General features: G+C 71.4%; 9 protein-coding genes, 12 pseudogenes and 1 riboswitch. Of the genes and pseudogenes, 1 reads left to right on the forward strand and 20 read right to left on the reverse strand.

The window, feature by feature from the left end; genetic code table 11:
* Nucleotides 1-351: 351 nt before the first annotated feature.
* The 17 genes and pseudogenes from UK94_RS15820 to UK94_RS53900 form a co-directional block, all read right to left on the reverse strand.
* A partial coding sequence (locus UK94_RS15820) for a GNAT family N-acetyltransferase (protein WP_235488175.1) occupies nucleotides 352-1,042 on the reverse strand: 691 nt, incomplete at its 5' end.
* Nucleotide 1,043: 1 nt separating this feature from the next.
* Nucleotides 1,044-1,203: pseudogene (locus UK94_RS53845) on the reverse strand (GNAT family N-acetyltransferase); the annotation flags it as partial.
* A partial coding sequence (locus UK94_RS53850; protein ID WP_235488177.1) for an LLM class flavin-dependent oxidoreductase occupies nucleotides 1,200-2,053 on the reverse strand: 854 nt, incomplete at its 5' end. The pseudogene UK94_RS53845 and the gene UK94_RS53850, both read right to left, overlap by 4 nt.
* 1 nt (nucleotide 2,054) lies before the next feature.
* Nucleotides 2,055-2,209, reverse strand: a pseudogene (locus UK94_RS53855) (F420-dependent methylene-tetrahydromethanopterin reductase); the annotation flags it as partial.
* Nucleotides 2,210-2,215: 6 nt separating this feature from the next.
* A pseudogene (locus tag UK94_RS53860) lies at nucleotides 2,216-2,576 on the reverse strand (LLM class flavin-dependent oxidoreductase); the annotation flags it as partial.
* Nucleotides 2,573-3,805: an LLM class flavin-dependent oxidoreductase gene (locus UK94_RS15830; RefSeq protein ID WP_055750473.1), complete on the reverse strand. Its 1,233-nt coding sequence runs from the start codon at nucleotides 3,803-3,805 to the stop codon at nucleotides 2,573-2,575. The gene UK94_RS15830 and the pseudogene UK94_RS53860, both read right to left, overlap by 4 nt.
* 23 nt (nucleotides 3,806-3,828) lie before the next feature.
* The coding region (locus UK94_RS15835; protein ID WP_235488179.1) for an FAD-dependent oxidoreductase at nucleotides 3,829-4,904 on the reverse strand (1,076 nt) is incomplete at its 5' end.
* Nucleotides 4,905-4,955: 51 nt separating this feature from the next.
* Nucleotides 4,956-5,231: pseudogene (locus UK94_RS53865) on the reverse strand (ABC transporter ATP-binding protein); the annotation flags it as partial.
* A gap of 1 nt (nucleotide 5,232) precedes the next feature.
* Nucleotides 5,233-5,470, reverse strand: a pseudogene (locus UK94_RS53870) (ABC transporter ATP-binding protein); the annotation flags it as partial.
* Between the two features lies 1 nt (nucleotide 5,471).
* Nucleotides 5,472-5,737: pseudogene (locus UK94_RS53875) on the reverse strand (ATP-binding cassette domain-containing protein); the annotation flags it as partial.
* 13 nt (nucleotides 5,738-5,750) lie between these two features.
* A pseudogene (locus UK94_RS53880) lies at nucleotides 5,751-6,504 on the reverse strand (ABC transporter ATP-binding protein); the annotation flags it as partial.
* A gap of 1 nt (nucleotide 6,505) precedes the next feature.
* A pseudogene (locus tag UK94_RS53885) lies at nucleotides 6,506-6,689 on the reverse strand (ABC transporter ATP-binding protein); the annotation flags it as partial.
* A 161-nt stretch (nucleotides 6,690-6,850) separates the two neighbouring features.
* On the reverse strand, nucleotides 6,851-7,432 hold a 582-nt coding region (locus UK94_RS15845), incomplete at its 5' end, for an ABC transporter permease (RefSeq protein WP_235488181.1).
* A gap of 341 nt (nucleotides 7,433-7,773) precedes the next feature.
* On the reverse strand, nucleotides 7,774-8,862 hold the full coding sequence (locus tag UK94_RS15850; protein WP_011605568.1) for an ABC transporter permease: 1,089 nt from the start codon (nucleotides 8,860-8,862) through the stop codon (nucleotides 7,774-7,776).
* The coding region (locus UK94_RS53890; RefSeq protein ID WP_235488183.1) for an ABC transporter substrate-binding protein at nucleotides 8,859-9,652 on the reverse strand (794 nt) is incomplete at its 5' end. The genes UK94_RS53890 and UK94_RS15850, both read right to left, overlap by 4 nt.
* 1 nt (nucleotide 9,653) lies before the next feature.
* A pseudogene (locus tag UK94_RS53895) lies at nucleotides 9,654-9,902 on the reverse strand (ABC transporter substrate-binding protein); the annotation flags it as partial.
* Nucleotide 9,903: 1 nt separating this feature from the next.
* A pseudogene (locus UK94_RS53900) lies at nucleotides 9,904-10,523 on the reverse strand (ABC transporter substrate-binding protein); the annotation flags it as partial.
* 599 nt (nucleotides 10,524-11,122) lie between these two features.
* A riboswitch (SAM riboswitch) is annotated at nucleotides 11,123-11,235 on the reverse strand.
* A gap of 131 nt (nucleotides 11,236-11,366) precedes the next feature.
* Between UK94_RS53900 and UK94_RS15860 the strand changes: the two are divergent.
* On the forward strand, nucleotides 11,367-11,807 hold a 441-nt coding region (locus tag UK94_RS15860; RefSeq protein ID WP_235488243.1), incomplete at its 3' end, for an NAD(P)H-dependent oxidoreductase.
* An 833-nt stretch (nucleotides 11,808-12,640) separates the two neighbouring features.
* Here the strand turns inward: UK94_RS15860 and UK94_RS53910 are convergent.
* The 3 genes and pseudogenes from UK94_RS53910 to UK94_RS53920 all read right to left on the reverse strand — a co-directional run.
* Nucleotides 12,641-12,885, reverse strand: a pseudogene (locus tag UK94_RS53910) (SRPBCC family protein); the annotation flags it as partial.
* A 1-nt stretch (nucleotide 12,886) separates the two neighbouring features.
* A pseudogene (locus tag UK94_RS53915) lies at nucleotides 12,887-12,944 on the reverse strand (SRPBCC family protein); the annotation flags it as partial.
* 432 nt (nucleotides 12,945-13,376) lie between these two features.
* A partial coding sequence (locus tag UK94_RS53920) for a hypothetical protein (protein WP_235488185.1) occupies nucleotides 13,377-13,814 on the reverse strand: 438 nt, incomplete at its 5' end.
* Nucleotides 13,815-14,843: the final 1,029 nt, after the last annotated feature.

The following is a 14,843-nucleotide window of genomic DNA, read 5'->3' on the forward strand; positions in this document are numbered from 1 at the left end:
GAGGGGTCGAGTTCAACCGACTTCTTGCCAAGGCGCTTCATGCCGAGGGCCTCGATCCGGTGGTGAGCTCGTGCGGAGAGCTCGGCGAGGTCGGTGGGCGCCNCCATCACGGAAGCAGCCGCCGACGTGGGCGCAACCGGGCCCAGCCGTGCGTGTCCCCGGGCAAGCATGGGCTCGCGGACCAACGCTACTCACACGGCTGACTGGCTGCGCATCGCGGATCTCGTCAGCCGCCATCAGAACCTCCCGGTCGGCACGGTCGACGCGCCAGTCTCCACGGCACGGGGCAGGAGCTGGGCCCGCTCGGCGCCACGTGGCGGCGAGCCCCGTAGTCGAGCCGGCGTACTCCGGTCACCCGGCCGGATCTCCGCTCGTCACGTCGGCCCCCGACGCGCTGCGCGGCGCGGGGGCGGCGGCGCCGCCGGTGGTCGCGCCGCCGGTGGTCGGGATGCCGGTGGTCGGGGCGCCCGCGTCGCGCACGGCGGCGAACGGGTTCGGGGCCGGTACACCGCCCGCCGGCTCACCGGGCACCCGGACGGCGGTGAACGTCACCCGCCGGCGCAGGCGGAAACCGAGCTGTTCGTAGAGCCTGATCGCGCCGGTGTTGTCCGCCGAGGCGTGCAGGAACGGCGTCTCCCCCCGGGCCCGGATGATCGCGGCGACGGCGTGCACGAGCCGGGTGGCCAGTCCCTGCCCGCGGTGGGCCTCGTCGGTGCACACCGCGCTGATCTCCGTCCAGCCCGGCGGGTGCAGCCGCTCCCCGGCCATCGCGACGAGCACGCCGCCGCGCCGGATGCCGAGGTAGGTGCCGAGCTCGATGGTCCGGGACCGGAACGGCCCGGGCCGGGTGCGGTCGATCAGCGCGAGGATGTCCCCGACGTCGTCCGGCCCGAGTCGGACGGCCTCGTCGTCGGGCGCCGCGGCGACACCGTCGTCCACCAGCTGCACACCGGCACCGTGTCCGATGACCTCCCATCCGGTCGGCGGCTCGCCGTCGAAGCCGGCGAGCGGCAGGACCGCCCCGGGTCCGAGCAGCGTCGCGNCGTCGCGCCAGGTGTCGGCGTCGGGATCGTCCGGCAGGGCGATGAACGGTGCGACGTCCTCGGGGTAGCGCAGCACGTCGCCCTGCCGGACGGCGAGGTGCGCGTGCGGCCCCAGCAGGGAGGCGAAGGCCGGGTTGTCCAGCGGATGCCGTGCGGTCACGCCGGCGCGCCCTGCGGCGTCCGGTCCGCAGCGACCGGAACCGGCGGGAGGCCGAGGTTCTCCCGCAGCGTCGTCCCGCTGTACTCGGCGCGCAGCGAGCCGCGTTCCTGCAGCAACGGGACGACCTTGTCGACGAACTCGTCGATGCCCCCGGGGGTCACGTGCGAGCCCAGGATGAAGCCGTCCGAGCCGTCGTTCTGGACGAAGTGGTCGAGCCGGTCGGCGATCTGGGTCGGCGTGCCCACGAACTCGGTGTGGCTGAACACGCGGATCGCGAGGTCCCGCAGCGAATAACGGTTGGCCTCGGCCAGCGCGCGCCACGTCCGCACGGTCTCGAACGGGTCCTCGGCGAGCCGGGCGCGGCCCTGGATCACCGGCGGGCCGGCCGGGTCCGGGTCGACGTCGGGCAGCGGGCCGTCCGGATCGTAGCCGGACAGGTCCCGGTTCCAGACGGTCTCCAGCAGGATCTGCGCGGTCCGCCCGCTGACCTGGGCGCGCGCGACCTCCCGCTGCCGCTCGACGGCGTCGGCCTCGGTGTCGCCGAGGATGAACGCCCCGCCGGGCAGCAGCTTCACCGAGCCCGGCGGCCGGCCCGCCCGCGCGAGGCGGGCCTGGATGTCGCGGTAGTACTCCTGGGCCGGCCCGAGCTCGTGGTACGGCGAGAAGATCGCGTCGGCGGTGGCGGCGGCGAAGTCACGGCCCTGCGGCGAGACCCCGGCCTGCAGGACCACCGGCCGTCCCTGCGGGCTGCGCGGCACGGTGAACCGGCCGGCGACGTCGAACTGGCGACCGGAGTGGCGGAACGTCCCGGCCGCGGCGTCGCGCAGGAACCGGCCGGTCTCGGCGTCGGNGGCGATCGCGTCGGCGGCCCAGGAGTCCCACAGCTGGCGGGCGAGGGCGACGAACTCCTCGGCCCGCACGTACCGGTCGTCGCGGTGCAGGAAACCGCCCCGGCGGAAGTTCTGCCCGGTGAAGGCGTCGAACGAGGTCACCACGTTCCAGCCGGNCCGGNCGCCGGAGAGATGGTCCAGCGAGGCAAGCTGGCGGGCCAGCTCGTACGGCTCGTTGAAGGTGGCGTTCAGGGTGCCGACGAGCCCGAGATGCTCGGTGACGGCGGCCAGCGAGGCGAGCACCGGCAGGGTGTCCGGGCGCCCGACGATGTCCTGGTCGAAGATCTGGCCGAGCCGCTCGCGCAGGATCAGCCCCTCGGCGAGGAAGAAGAAGTCGAACTTCCCGCGCTCCGCCGCCTGGGCCGCGTGCCGGAACGACGAGAACGCGATCTGGCTGCCGGCGGCCGGATCCGACCACACCGTGTGGTGATTGACCCCGCCGATGTAGTGACCGAGGATGATCTGCTTGCGCGGGCTGGTCATGCGGAGGCGACCTCGATTCGCTGCTCGGCGCTGGCGACGGCGTAACGGCTGGCCGGTCGGGACAGGCCGAGGTGTCCGCGCAGGGTGGTGGTCTGGTATCCGGTGCGGAACCGGCCGCGGCGGGCGAGCTCGGGGGCGAGCCGGCGGGTGATGGCGGTCAGGTCGTCGGGCAGGACGGCGGGTCGCAGCCGGTAGCCGGTGAGGCCCGCGGCCTGCCAGTCGAGCAGGAGGTCGGCGAGGCCGGCGGGCGTACCGGCGAAGGTCCTCGTGTCGGACCCGGCCGGCGCGTCGAGGCGCCCGTCGAGTCGACCGAGCCGGTCCGCGGCCGCCTCGGCGGTGTCGTCGAGGACGACCACGAGGTCGGCGAAGACGTGCAGGGTCTCGCCGGCGCGCCCCGCGCGGTCCTGCTCGTCGCGGACCTCGGCGACGATGGCGCGCACCTGGTCGGTGTCGTGGGGGGTGACGTAGACGACGTCGGCGGCACGGGCCGCCAGCCGGTACGTGACGGTGGCGTGCGCCAGCGCGGTGACCGGCGGCTGGCCCTGCGGGGGGCGGGGGGTGATGGAGGGTCCGCGGACGCTGAACCAGCGTCCCTCGAAGTCGATGTGGTGCAGCTTGTCGCGGTCGACGAACCGGCCGGTGGCGACGTCGCGGATCTCGGCGTCGTCCTCCCAGCTGTCCCACAGCCGGCGGACGACCTCGACGTAGTCGGCGGCCTCGTCGAACGATGCGGTGACGAAGGCCTGGATCTCGGGTGTGTCGAGGTTGTCGAAGCTGATCTCGGGGGCTTCGCGCCGGCCGAAGTGCGGGCTTTCGGCGGGCCGGCCGGCCTGGACCCGCCAGCCGGCCCGGCCGCCGCTGGTGTAGTCCAGGGTCGCGATGGCCTTCGAGAGGTGGAACGGCTCGGTGTGGAGGACCGAGGTGGCCGGCACCAGGCCGATGTGCGAGGTCAGCGGGGCGACCCGGGCGGCGACCAGCACCGCGTCCAACCGGCCCCGCACCTCGTCGGTGCGGTCGTCCGCGCCGCCCAGCAGCGAGGACTGCAACGCCAGGGAGTCCTCGAAGGTCACGAAGTCGAGCAGTCCGCGTTCGGCCTCGGTGACCAGGTCCACCCAGTAGCCCGGGGAGAACAGCTCGCGCGGGCGAGCGGACGGCTCCCGCCAGGCCGCCGGGTGCCACCCCGCACCGTCCAGGGCGACGGCGAGGTGCAGCGGATCGGGTTCGGGCATGGTGATCCTCGCTTTCTGGCGGGTCAACGGGTGGAGGCGAAACGGGGATCGGGACGGGTGCCGTCGACGGCCAGGTCCGCGAGGATGCGGCCGATGGCGGGCACGAACTTGAAACCGTGGCCGGAGAATCCCGCCGCCACGACCACCGGGCCGTGCCGGTCCAGGACGAAGTGTGAGTCCGGGGTCGTGGTGTAGGTGCAGCTGATCGGGGCGAAACGGTCCGGGTCCACCCCGGGGATCCAGCGCCGCACGTACTCCCGCAGCGCCGCGAGCTGGGCCGGCACCGCCGCGAAGTCCCGCCGGTCCGGGTCGACCACCGGCCCGACCCCGTGAAAGCCGACCTTGACGCCCTCGCCCGGGGTCTCCAGCCCGTAGACACCGCCGTGGAAGGCGATGGCCTCCCGGGTCCCGGCCGTCAGCAGGTGCCCGAAGCTGGGCCAGCGGTCCTGATCGGCCGCCGTGGGCGGGCCGACCGGGGCGAAGTGCGCGGGCTGCTCCTGGGTGACCCGCAGGGCCGGCAGCGGCACGAGGCCGCCGAGCAGCTTCTCCGTCCAGGCCCCGGCGGCGACGACGACGCGGCGGGCGAGGTAACGGTCGTCCTCGGTGTGGATTTCGACGGCGTCGTCCCCCCGCACCGCCAGCGTTCGCACCGGCACCTCGTGGCGGACCACACCGCCGTGCTTGACGGCGCTGTCCTGCAACGCGGTGACGGCGTTGTCGGCGTGCAGCCGCCCGGAGTCCGGGTGGACCAGCACCCGGGTGTCGAAACGCAGGCCGGGCCAGCGCCGCGCGGCCTGGCGCGGCGTCAACCACTGCGACGCCACGCCGGCCGCGGCGGTGGCGTCGGCCACCTGGTCCAACGCGGGGTCGCCGCCGTGCTCCACCCCGCCGGTGACGGTGAGAAGCTCGGTGCCGGTGAGATCCTCCAGCTCCCGCCACAGCACCCGGGCCTGCTGGGCGAGGCGGATGTAGCCGAGGTCCGGGTAGGCGAGCCGGAAGATCCGGGACGCGCCGTGGGAGGCCCCCCGGACGTGTCCGGCCGCGAACCGTTCGAGCAGCACGACGTCGACGCCGCGGCGGGCCAGCTGCCAGGCCGCCGNCGACCCCATCGCCCCNCCGCCGAGCACGACGACGTCGACCTTGTGGACGGTCACGCCACCGCTCCTTCACTGTCCACCACGCTCGTCGCCCGTGGTTCCACCGTCGCCCGTGGTTCCACGGGGGGGCGCAGCGCGGCGCCGTCCAGCGTCGGCACCGCGGCGAGCAGGCCACGGGTGTACTCGTGCCGCGGCTCCCGGAAGACCCGCTCGACATCGCCGGACTCGACGATCCGGCCGTCCTTCATGACCAGCACACGGTCGCTGACGTGGTAGATCACGCCGAGGTGGTGGGAGATGAACACGTAGGCGATGCCGAGCCGGGCCTGNAGATCGGCGAGCAGGTCGAGGATCTGGGCCTGGATGGAGACGTCGAGGGCCGAGACCGGCTCGTCGCAGACGATGACGCGCGGCCGGGGAGCCAGTGCCCGGGCGATCGCCACCCGCTGGCGCTGCCCGCCGGAGAGCTGGCGCGGTCGCCTGTCCAGCACGTCGCGCCCCAGCCCGACCTGGTCGAGCAGCTCCAGCACCCGGCTCCGGCGCTCGGCGCGAGGGACCCGGGCCACGGNCAGCGGCTCGGCGACGATCTTCCGGACCGGGTAGCGCGGATCGAACGAGCTGAGCGGGTCCTGATAGATCACCTGGATGTGCTGGCGCAGCCGCGCACTGGTCCGGACGTCGATCTCGCCCCAGGCCGTGCCGTCGACCTCGACCGTGCCGGAGTTTGCCCGCTCCAGGTCCAGCAGCAGCCGGGCGGTCGTGGTCTTGCCGGAGCCGGACTCGCCGACGATGCCGAGCGTCTCCCCGGCCCGCAGTTCCAACGACACGTCGTCCANGGCGGTCAGGGNGCGGCGCCCGTCCAGGGCGAACGTCCTGACCAGGTTCCTGGCCGCCAGCACGACCCCGTCGCCGACGACCGCCCGAGGCTGCGCCACCGGGCCACCGGGCTGCGGTGACAGTCGGGTGCCGCGGGCGTGCGCGACCGGCACGGCGGCGAGGAGCTGGCGGGTGTAGGGGTGCTGCGGGTCGTCGAGCACCTGCCGGGTCGGGCCGTGCTCGACGAAGACTCCGTCCTTCATGACGAAGACGTGGTCGGCGACCTGGGACACGACGGCCAGGTCGTGGCTGATGAGCAGCAGCGCCGTCCCGGCCCGCCGGCGCGCGGCGAGCATCTCGAGGATCTGGGCCTGCACCGTGACGTCCAGCGCGGTGGTCGGCTCGTCGGCGATGAGCAGCGCCGGGTCGGCCGCGATCGCCGAGGCGATCAGGGCCCGCTGCCGCAGCCCGCCGGAGAGCTGATGCGGGTACTGGCCCGCGCGGGCCGCCGGCTCCGGCACGCCGACCTCCCGCAACAGCTCGACCACCCGCGCGTCGACCTCCGCCCGCGGGACCACCCGATGGGCCCGCAGCGTCTCGGCGATCTCGGCGCCGACCCGGCGGGCCGGATCGAGTGAGACGAGCGCGTCCTGCAGGACGAAGCCGATGTGCCGGCCGCGCAGGGTTCGCCACCGGCGTTCGGGCAGCGCCCGGGCGTCCGTGCCGTCGATGACCAGGCGGTCGGCCCGCACCTCGGCCCCGCGTCCCGCCAGGCCGACGAGGCTGNGGGCGGTGACGCTCTTGCCCGAGCCCGACTCCCCGACGACGGCGATGCTCTGACCGGCGTCGATGCGGAACGACACCCCGCGCACGGCGTCGACCGCGCGCCGGCCCAGCCGAAACCGCACGTGCAGGTTCGCCACGTCGACGAGGGTTCGGGGTTCGCCGGGCCGCACCGCCGGCTCCAACACCGTGTCGCTGTCGGTCGTCGTGTCGCTGTCGGTCGTCGTGTCGCTGTCGGTCGTCGTGTCGCTGTCGGTCGTCGTGTCGCTGTCGGTCGTCGTGTCGCTGTCGGTCGTCGTGTCGCTGTCGGTCGTCGTGTCGCTGTCGGTCGTCGTGTCGCTGTCGGACGTCATCGCGCGTTTCGGCCTTCGAGTCGTGCCTGTAGGAACTGTCCGGCGACCGTGATGGCCAGGACGGCCAGCGTGATCGCGATCCCGGGGAAGATCGCGGGCCACCAGGCGACCGAGAAGTAGGTGCGACTGCTGGACAGCATCGCGCCCCACTCGGCGGTGGGCGGCTGCGGGCCGAGTCCGAGGAAGCTCAGGGTGGAGCCGAGGCTGATGGCCCCGCCCACGTTGATCGTGGCCAGGATCAGGACCGGACCCAACGCGTTCGGCACCAGGTGTCTGATGATCACCTGTCGCTTCGGCCAGCCGAGCGCCCGCGCGGCCTCCAGGTACACCGAGGCACGGATGCGCATCACCTCGCCGCGGACCACCCGGGCGAAGCCCGGGATGAAGATGAGGCTCAGACCGAGGATCGAGTTGCGGGTGCCGGGGCCGAGCATGGCGATGACCAGGAGCGCGAGCAGCAACCCCGGTATGCTCAGAAACACGTTCAGCAGCCAGTCCGTCACTGCTGCGAGCACGCGGCCGCCCTGCGCCGCCGCGACGCCGACGGCCGCTCCCACCACGAGCGCGAGCGCCGACGCNCTCAGACCGATCCAGAGGGAGAGCCGGGTGCCGTGGACGATCCGGGCGAAGATGTCCCGGCCGTTCTGATCCGTGCCCAGCAGGTGACCGGAGCCAGGGCCCTGCAACGTCTGCGAGATGTCGGCGGCGTTCGGATCGGTGCCGGTGAACAGCTGCGGCCAGAACGAGGCCAGGAGCAACACCAGGAGGAAGGCGAAGCTCAGGACCACCCCTGGCCGCGACACGCGCGGCCCGGACCAGCGTCCGCGGGTCGAGGTCGCGGTCGAGGTCGCGGTCCCGCCCGGCGGGCCCGGTGAAGCGCCGCCGGGCGGGAGCCCGGTCGGATCGACCGGCGTGAGGGTCATCGGTCGCCCTTCTGGTCAGCCCCGGTCGCCGAGACGGACGGGTTCGTTGTCGAGGTGATGTCGGCGGCGGCCGCGTTCGCGGGCCCGGAGGCGGTCGGGGCGACGGGACGCAGCCGGGGGTCCAGCAGTGGGTAGACGGCGTCGATGATCAGGTTGATGACGACGTAGAACGCCGCCGCGATGAGCACGACCCCGGAGACCAGCGGGAAGTCCCGGCGGCCGAGTCCGCCGACCGTCAGCGTCCCGAGGCCCTGCCGGGAGAACACGTTCTCGATCACGATCGCGCCGCCCAGGAACGCGCCCGCGAGCCACCCGGCGATGGTGATGGCCGGCATCAGGGCGTGTCGCAGGGCGTGGCGGACCAGCACGGCTGTCTCCCGGATGCCGCGGCTGCGGGCGGTCGTCACGAACGGCTCGTCGAGCGCGCGCTCCAGCCCGTCTCGCAGCACCTGAGCGAGGGTTCCGCCCGGGGCCACGGCCAGGGCGATCGCCGGCAGCACCAGTCCCCGGACGCTGTTCGCTCCGATGGCCGGGAACCAGTGGAGCTGGAAGGAGAAGACGGTGAGCAGCAGGATCGCGAACCAGAACGCCGGCACGGAGACACCGACGATCTCCAGGAAGGCGAACGGGCCGCGGATCCAGCGGGGCCGGTTGGCGGTCAGCAACGCCACCACGATCGCCCCGACCAGCGCGAGCACGACGCCGGCGGCCATCAGCTCGAACGAGGGCGCAAGCTGGTCGCCGATGGCGGTCGTGACGTCCATCCCCTGGTTGTAGGAATGGCCGAGATCACCGCGCAGCAGGTGCCCGAGGTAGTCGAAGTACTGGACCAGCCAGGGCCTGTCCAGGGCGTAGTCGGAGATGATCTGCGCCCTGACCTCGGGGGAGACGGTTGCCTGCCCGATGATCGCGTCGATGATGCCGCCGGACTTCAGGTGCAGGGCCGCGAAGGTGACGGTGACCGCACCCCAGAGCACACCCACCGCGTACCCGACCCGCCGCAGGACGGCGAGCCCGATCGAGCGGGCGGAGGAGGCCGCACGGCCCCCTCCGCGCCGCTCGTCCGCCGCGAGGGCGATGGTCACTTGCTCGTCCAGGCGTCGTAGAAGAGCGGGAACGCCTGCGGCTCGAACCGCAGCCCCTGCACCTTCGTGCTCGACCCGAGGACGTAGTTGAACACGTAGATCGGGAACACCGCGGCGGCCGAGGTGATCCGCTGCTGCGCGTCGCCGTAGAGCGCGCCCTGCTTCGTCAGGTCGGTGGTGCCCAGGGCGTCGGTGAAGTCCTTGTCGAGGGCCGGGTCGGACAGCCGCGAGCCGTTGGTGCCGAAGCCGTCCTTCGGGATGGCCGCGCTGCCGAACAGGGTGCGCAGCGCGTCGGGCGAGGCCCGCTGCCAGCTGAAGTCGATGAGGTCGTAGTTGCCGGCCGCGACGTCCTTGATGTACGAGGTGTACTCGGGGTTCGTGGTCTTGACCTCGATGCCGATCTGCTTCGCCGCGGCCTGGACCTGGTCGGCGACGACGTCGCGCTGTTCCCGGGCGAACTGCTTGAGGAAGGGATGGACGACGGTGAGCCGCTTGCCGTCCTTGGTGCGGTAGCCCTGCGCGTCCCGACCCGTCCAGCCGGCCTGGTCGAGCAGCTGGTTGGCCTTGGCGGCGTCGTAGCGGTAGGCGGACTCGATCGACGTGTCGTAGCCGACGGTCGCCGGGGACAGCGGGCCCTTGCCGGGCGGGAAGACGCCGAAGTACAGCTTGTCGACGATCGTCGCCCAGTCGATGCCCGCCCGGAACGCCTCCCGGACCTTGACGTCCGCGAAGGGCCCCTTGACGGTGTTCGGGTAGTAGTTGTAGTTGCCGCCCGGCGCGGCCGCGGTCTNAATCCGGAATCCCGGCGTCGACTTGAGCTGCGCCACGTTCACCGGCGGGACGCTCGCGATCGCGTCGATCTGCCCGCTGGTCAGCGCCCCGTAGCGGGAGGAGTCCTCGGGGATGCTGCGGATCGACAACGCGTCGAGGTAGGCCGGGCCGGTGTGCTTGGCGTTCTTCGCCGCCCAGTTGTACTTCGCGTTCCGGACGTAGTCGATGCCCTTGCCCTTGACGTAGCCGCCCGCGCTGATGAACGGACCNCTCCCGACGATCTTCGTGCAGAGCTCGGACGGCGGCTTCGTCAACGTGCTCGGCGCCTCGATGCCCAGGTACGCCGTGGCCAGCGAAGGCAGGAACGCCGAGTTCGGCGTGCTGAAGTGGACCTCGACGTGGGTCGGGTCCTGCACGGTGGTGCCGGTGTAGGTCGCGATGGTGCCGGCCGCCAGCTGCGACTTGGTCGCCGGGGCGACGATGTGGTCGAGGTTGGCCTTGACGGCCGCGCCGTCGAACTTCTCGCCGTTGCTGAAGGTGACGTCGTCGCGCAGAACGAACGAGTACGTCTTCTGGTCCGGCGAGACGGTCCAGCTCGTGGCGAGCCAGGGGGAGATCGTGCCGTCGTCGCTCAGGGCCACGAGCGAGTCGACGATCGACCGGGCGAAGAACCCGTCGACGTCGGCCGGGCTCTGGTGCGGGTCGAGGCAGGTGCCGTCGGAGTTGATCGCGAACGTCAACGTACCGCCACGAACCGGGGCGCCGGCCGCGCCGGCAGAGCCGCCCGTGGAGCCGCCACTGGAGCCGCAGGCCGCGAGCGCGAGCGCTGCGGACCCGGCGGCGAGCGTCAGCGAGACTCGCTTGCTGACGCCGAAGACGTTGCTGGACATCGGGTTTCCGTTCTCCTGATCGAGTGGTCGACGGGGTTGGGGTTGGTCTTGGCGGCGCGCCAGAGGACGGGGCCGCGTCGGGTGGACGGGGCCGCGTCGGTGGACGTAGCCGCTTGGTCATCGCGATCGGAACCGGCCCGACGGCCCGGCGGCGCCTGCTGCCGCGATCGGTGTCGGGATTCCGGCCGGCCCGCCGGATGAGCCGACCGGCCGCGTGCGGTGGGCCCGCCGCACGCGGCCGGAGCGGCCGGTCCGGGCACGACCTGAGCGAGGCCGCCGCACGCCCGAACCCGGGCGGCCAGGTCCGGATACTCAGCCGACGGACGGCGACGGTCGGCTCAACTCGGGTGGGTGGGGCGCGGCGGGACCGCCGGAGGCCGGCCGNCAGCGGGTGTCAGGCCGGCGAACAGAGACAGCTGGATGAACGACGCAGGTCGATCGGTAGGCGGCGGGTGAGCCGCACCTGCGGTGACCGGTGAGCCCGCGGGCCGGGCACGGTGATCGTGCCCGGCCCGCGACCGGCGGTCGTGGAGCGGCCACCCGCGTGGCGAGTCGCTCCCAGCATGTCTTTGCTCCCTCGGCCGAGGCCCAGGAGACCGGGCCCGCGCTTTGCCGCCTCCACTGGATGCGGCCGTGTCCTCACCCGGGGCACCCCTTCGCGGTGGAGGGTTGCCGGCCAACAANCCGGGGCTGGACGTTGGCACTCGTGACAGTTGTGATCTTCAGTCAGCCAGCTGACCTGGACGAACGTAGCCCCTCATGTCGACTTTGTCCAGGCAAAAGGTTGAGTATTCGCTGGCGCCGACGGTCCGTCAGGACCTGGTGGCCGCCGCGGGTCGTAGCATGGCCGCGATGCCGACCCTCTTGATCGTCCACCACACGCCGTCGCCGTCTATGCAAGCGATGTTGGAGGCGATGCTCGCCGGCGCGAGGGATGAGGCGATAGAGGGCGTGGAGGTCGTCGTCCGGCCGGCCTTGGCCGCCTCCGCGGTGGACGTGCTGGCCGCGGACGGTTACCTGCTCGGGACGCCGGTCAACATCGGCTACATGTCAGGGGCGCTGAAACACTTCTTTGACCAGATCTACTATCCGTGTCTCGACGCGACCGCCGGCCGGCCGTATGCGCTGTACGTCCACGGCAACAGCGACACGACCGGGGCGATCCGCGGGGTCGAGACCATCGCGACCGGGCTGAAGTGGAAGCGCCTGCGCGAGCCGCTGTCGATCGTCGGCGAGGTGGACGCCACAGCACGCGAGGCCTGCTGGGAGCTCGGAGCAATGGCGNCCGCCGGCCTTATGGACGGGTGACGTCCGCGCGGGGCTCGCCTAACATCTGGCCGTGCACTCGTAGATCAACCCGGTGAGCCGGCCGGGCATCGCCACCTGCGCGCCGTCCAGCGAACTCGAATCCTCCACACCAGGGGACGGCGCGGGCTTCTACGATCGGTAGTGATCAGGACGAATGAATTCTTATATCTATCTCGACGCTTCGTGGCCTACTTGGGCGCTTCCGCTTCAAACTTCAGTGCCCGTTCGGCGGCGTCCAGAAGTTCGGCATAGGTCACAACCTGAATTCTGCTAAGGTGTGAATTGTAGGTGCGGAGGGTCTGGTCGATCTGCTCTTGCTTTACATTGACACCGTCGAAGGGCTCGTCCAACGGTTTCCCGACCCGGTGAGNGTTTATGGCGATCGCTCGCCAGGTGAGCGATGGCGGAGATCGCGCCAGGGACGGGTGAGGAGATCAAGGGCGCTGACACGCTACGTAGCCGCGCGACGCACCTGACTTTCCGCAAGTTCTGCGACACCGTGTTTTACCCGATCTTGGAAGCGGCGGTCGGGCGGCCGTACGCGCTGTACGTTCACGGTGGCAGCNACACGACGGGCGCGGTGCGTTCGGTCGAGTCGATCGCGACCGGTCTGCGCTGGAAGCGCATGCGAGACCCGGTCACCGTGGTCGGCGACGTCGACCCGGCCGCTCGCGAAGCCTGCTGGGAGCTGGGCGCTGCCATTGCCGCGAGCCTGATGTCCTAGCCGCGCGCGGGGCGGTCGGCGGTCTCGGTCGTGGCGGACTGTTCCAGGACCTCTTTCATCTCCTTGATGNCGTGTGCGGTGCGGNCCTCGATCAGGTCCGCCAGGCTGTCGGGGAGGAGATCCGTGATCCAGAGAAGTCGGCTGTGGCCGTCGCCGTCGGGCAGGACCTGGAAGGACGCATGGTGGTGGCGTAGGGGCGGTCGGGCTCCCTCGATGACCGCGTAGACGAGCCGGCGTACCTCGTCATCGACGGCGATGATGAGCTCCCGCACCAGGTGCCCATCCGGCATGGTCAGTGTTCTGACGTGCCCGTCGAGGCTGACATCCAGTNCCCGCCCCGGTAGGAGCCGCCGATGCACCGCTCCCACGTCGCGCAGGACGTCCCACACCTGCTCCGGAGGCAGGGCGACAACGACTTCGTGTCGAATGGAAGCGATGTTAATCTCCTGGTCGGGGGCGGTATCGTTTAGAGAGAATCCTCAGAACTGTATAGGCCACCGAGCGTGAAGGTGTCGCTGACTGACCTAGCGTGATTGACCGAGGTACCCCGGGCCCTCGCCTCGGTGAGCGGTATGGTCTCCATGTAGGTCACTATAGGGACCGGTCGCTATTCTGGTCGCTCTGATGGCCGGCTTCGGGATGAGCATCCAGTGCGCGCTCTCGTCGACGAGGCGACGCCGACGTGAATGCCTGGTCATCCCCGCCCACTTCGGCGGGGAGCGAGCCATGCGCATCCGCCGTGACGGCAACAGGTTCACGCCCGCGAGACCTGCTGGGAGCTTGGCGCCACCGCTGCGGGCACCAGGCGGATGATCACGCTGTTATGTGTCCGCTGCGTGCGTGGCGCCTGACTCCGGTCGGGCCGAGTGACTGTCCGCGACGTCCTTAACAAAAGACGTCGGAAATGCATAGAAGCGTAGAGCGACCTTGCGCGTCGCACCATGCGGCCGGGGGTGGAGCAGGCCGTACCGGGCCGCGAGCTCCAGGTACTCCTCGGTGAACCGGGTGAGTTCGGCCTGGGTGAGGTTGGCTGTCCCCCGGGCACCCTTCGCCCACGGACCCATCCGCTGGGGATGGCGGAAGGCCTGGGCGAACAGGCGTAGCTCGCTGTCAAGCTTCGCGTCGAGCCAGCGGCCGATCGTGGGCCGGTCGGCCTCCGGAATGTCCGGTAGATCGGGGATGCGGAGGTCTAGCGGCGCGGGCTCCCACCGATCCCGGCCTACCTTGCGGGCCCAGCCGAACTCGGCAAGCGACGTCAGNGCGCCGCCGACCGCCACCGGCTCGACGTCCAGTTCCTGCGCGAGTGTCCGGATATCCGCCGGTGCCGACCGGTCGAGTTGCTGTGCCACCCGATGGATCCACGGGTCGGCCAGCACGCCTGTGATGTCGCCCGCGCTGATCTGGCGTCGGCCCGTTCCTCCGGCGAGCAGCATCCGGGCCTGCAGGAGCAGCAGGATGGCGAGAGGAACCTCGGNGAGAACGGCCGTGAGAAGGCTGTTCCAGCGGTCCGGTGTGCTCCAGTCCAAGGTCACGTCGAACCAGGCGTCACAGAGCATGAGCGTCGCCGTTGCGGTCAGGGCGGGAAGGCCGAAACGACTCCGCCGCCAGNTCAACCAGGCCGAGCCCGCAAAGGAACCCAGCAACACGGCGTCGAATCCGGTCCAGGCCAGGCGCCACTGGTGGGTGTCGTGCTGGTCGGGCAGGCTCCGGCCGAGGTAGATCGTCCAGGGCAGCAGCCAGACCACCGATGCGACCAGGAGCGCGAGCATGGCCTGCCGGCGGACGCGGCGCGGGTGCGTCATGGTCAGCATTGTGTTCCGCTTGGTGAGGTCAGCCCTGGCTGGAACGCCAGCTGCCGACGGAGGGCGGCGGTCTCCGGACTCAAAGCCACGCGATCACCGTACAACGGGCGCTACCGGCATCCAGGAACCGCGGTCCCGGAGCGCCGCACGGCAACCGACTACGCGGTCAGGAAGCTTGATCGGGACTGGGACGCCTTGTTGCGCATCGGGGCTGGGTCCGGCCAATGGAGTGGCCTGCGATGCAGCAGGCTTCGCGGTCGGCGGCGGATATTTCGCCGAGGACGGTGAGCGGGTCGCGCAGGCGCCTCCACCTCAGGCCGGTCATGATCGTCTCAACGCCGCGGACCGCGCCGGTCGTGTCACCGTTGCCGTGGACATAGAGGGTGTATGGCCGGCCGACGGTGAACTCGAGGACTGGGTAGTAAATCTGGTAAAAGGTGTTTCCAAGCCCCTGACAGGGAGCTCGGCGCCACTACCGCCGCAAGC

Source organism: Frankia sp. AvcI1, from assembly GCF_001420875.1.
Classification (GTDB): domain Bacteria; phylum Actinomycetota; class Actinomycetes; order Frankiales; family Frankiaceae; genus Frankia; species Frankia alni.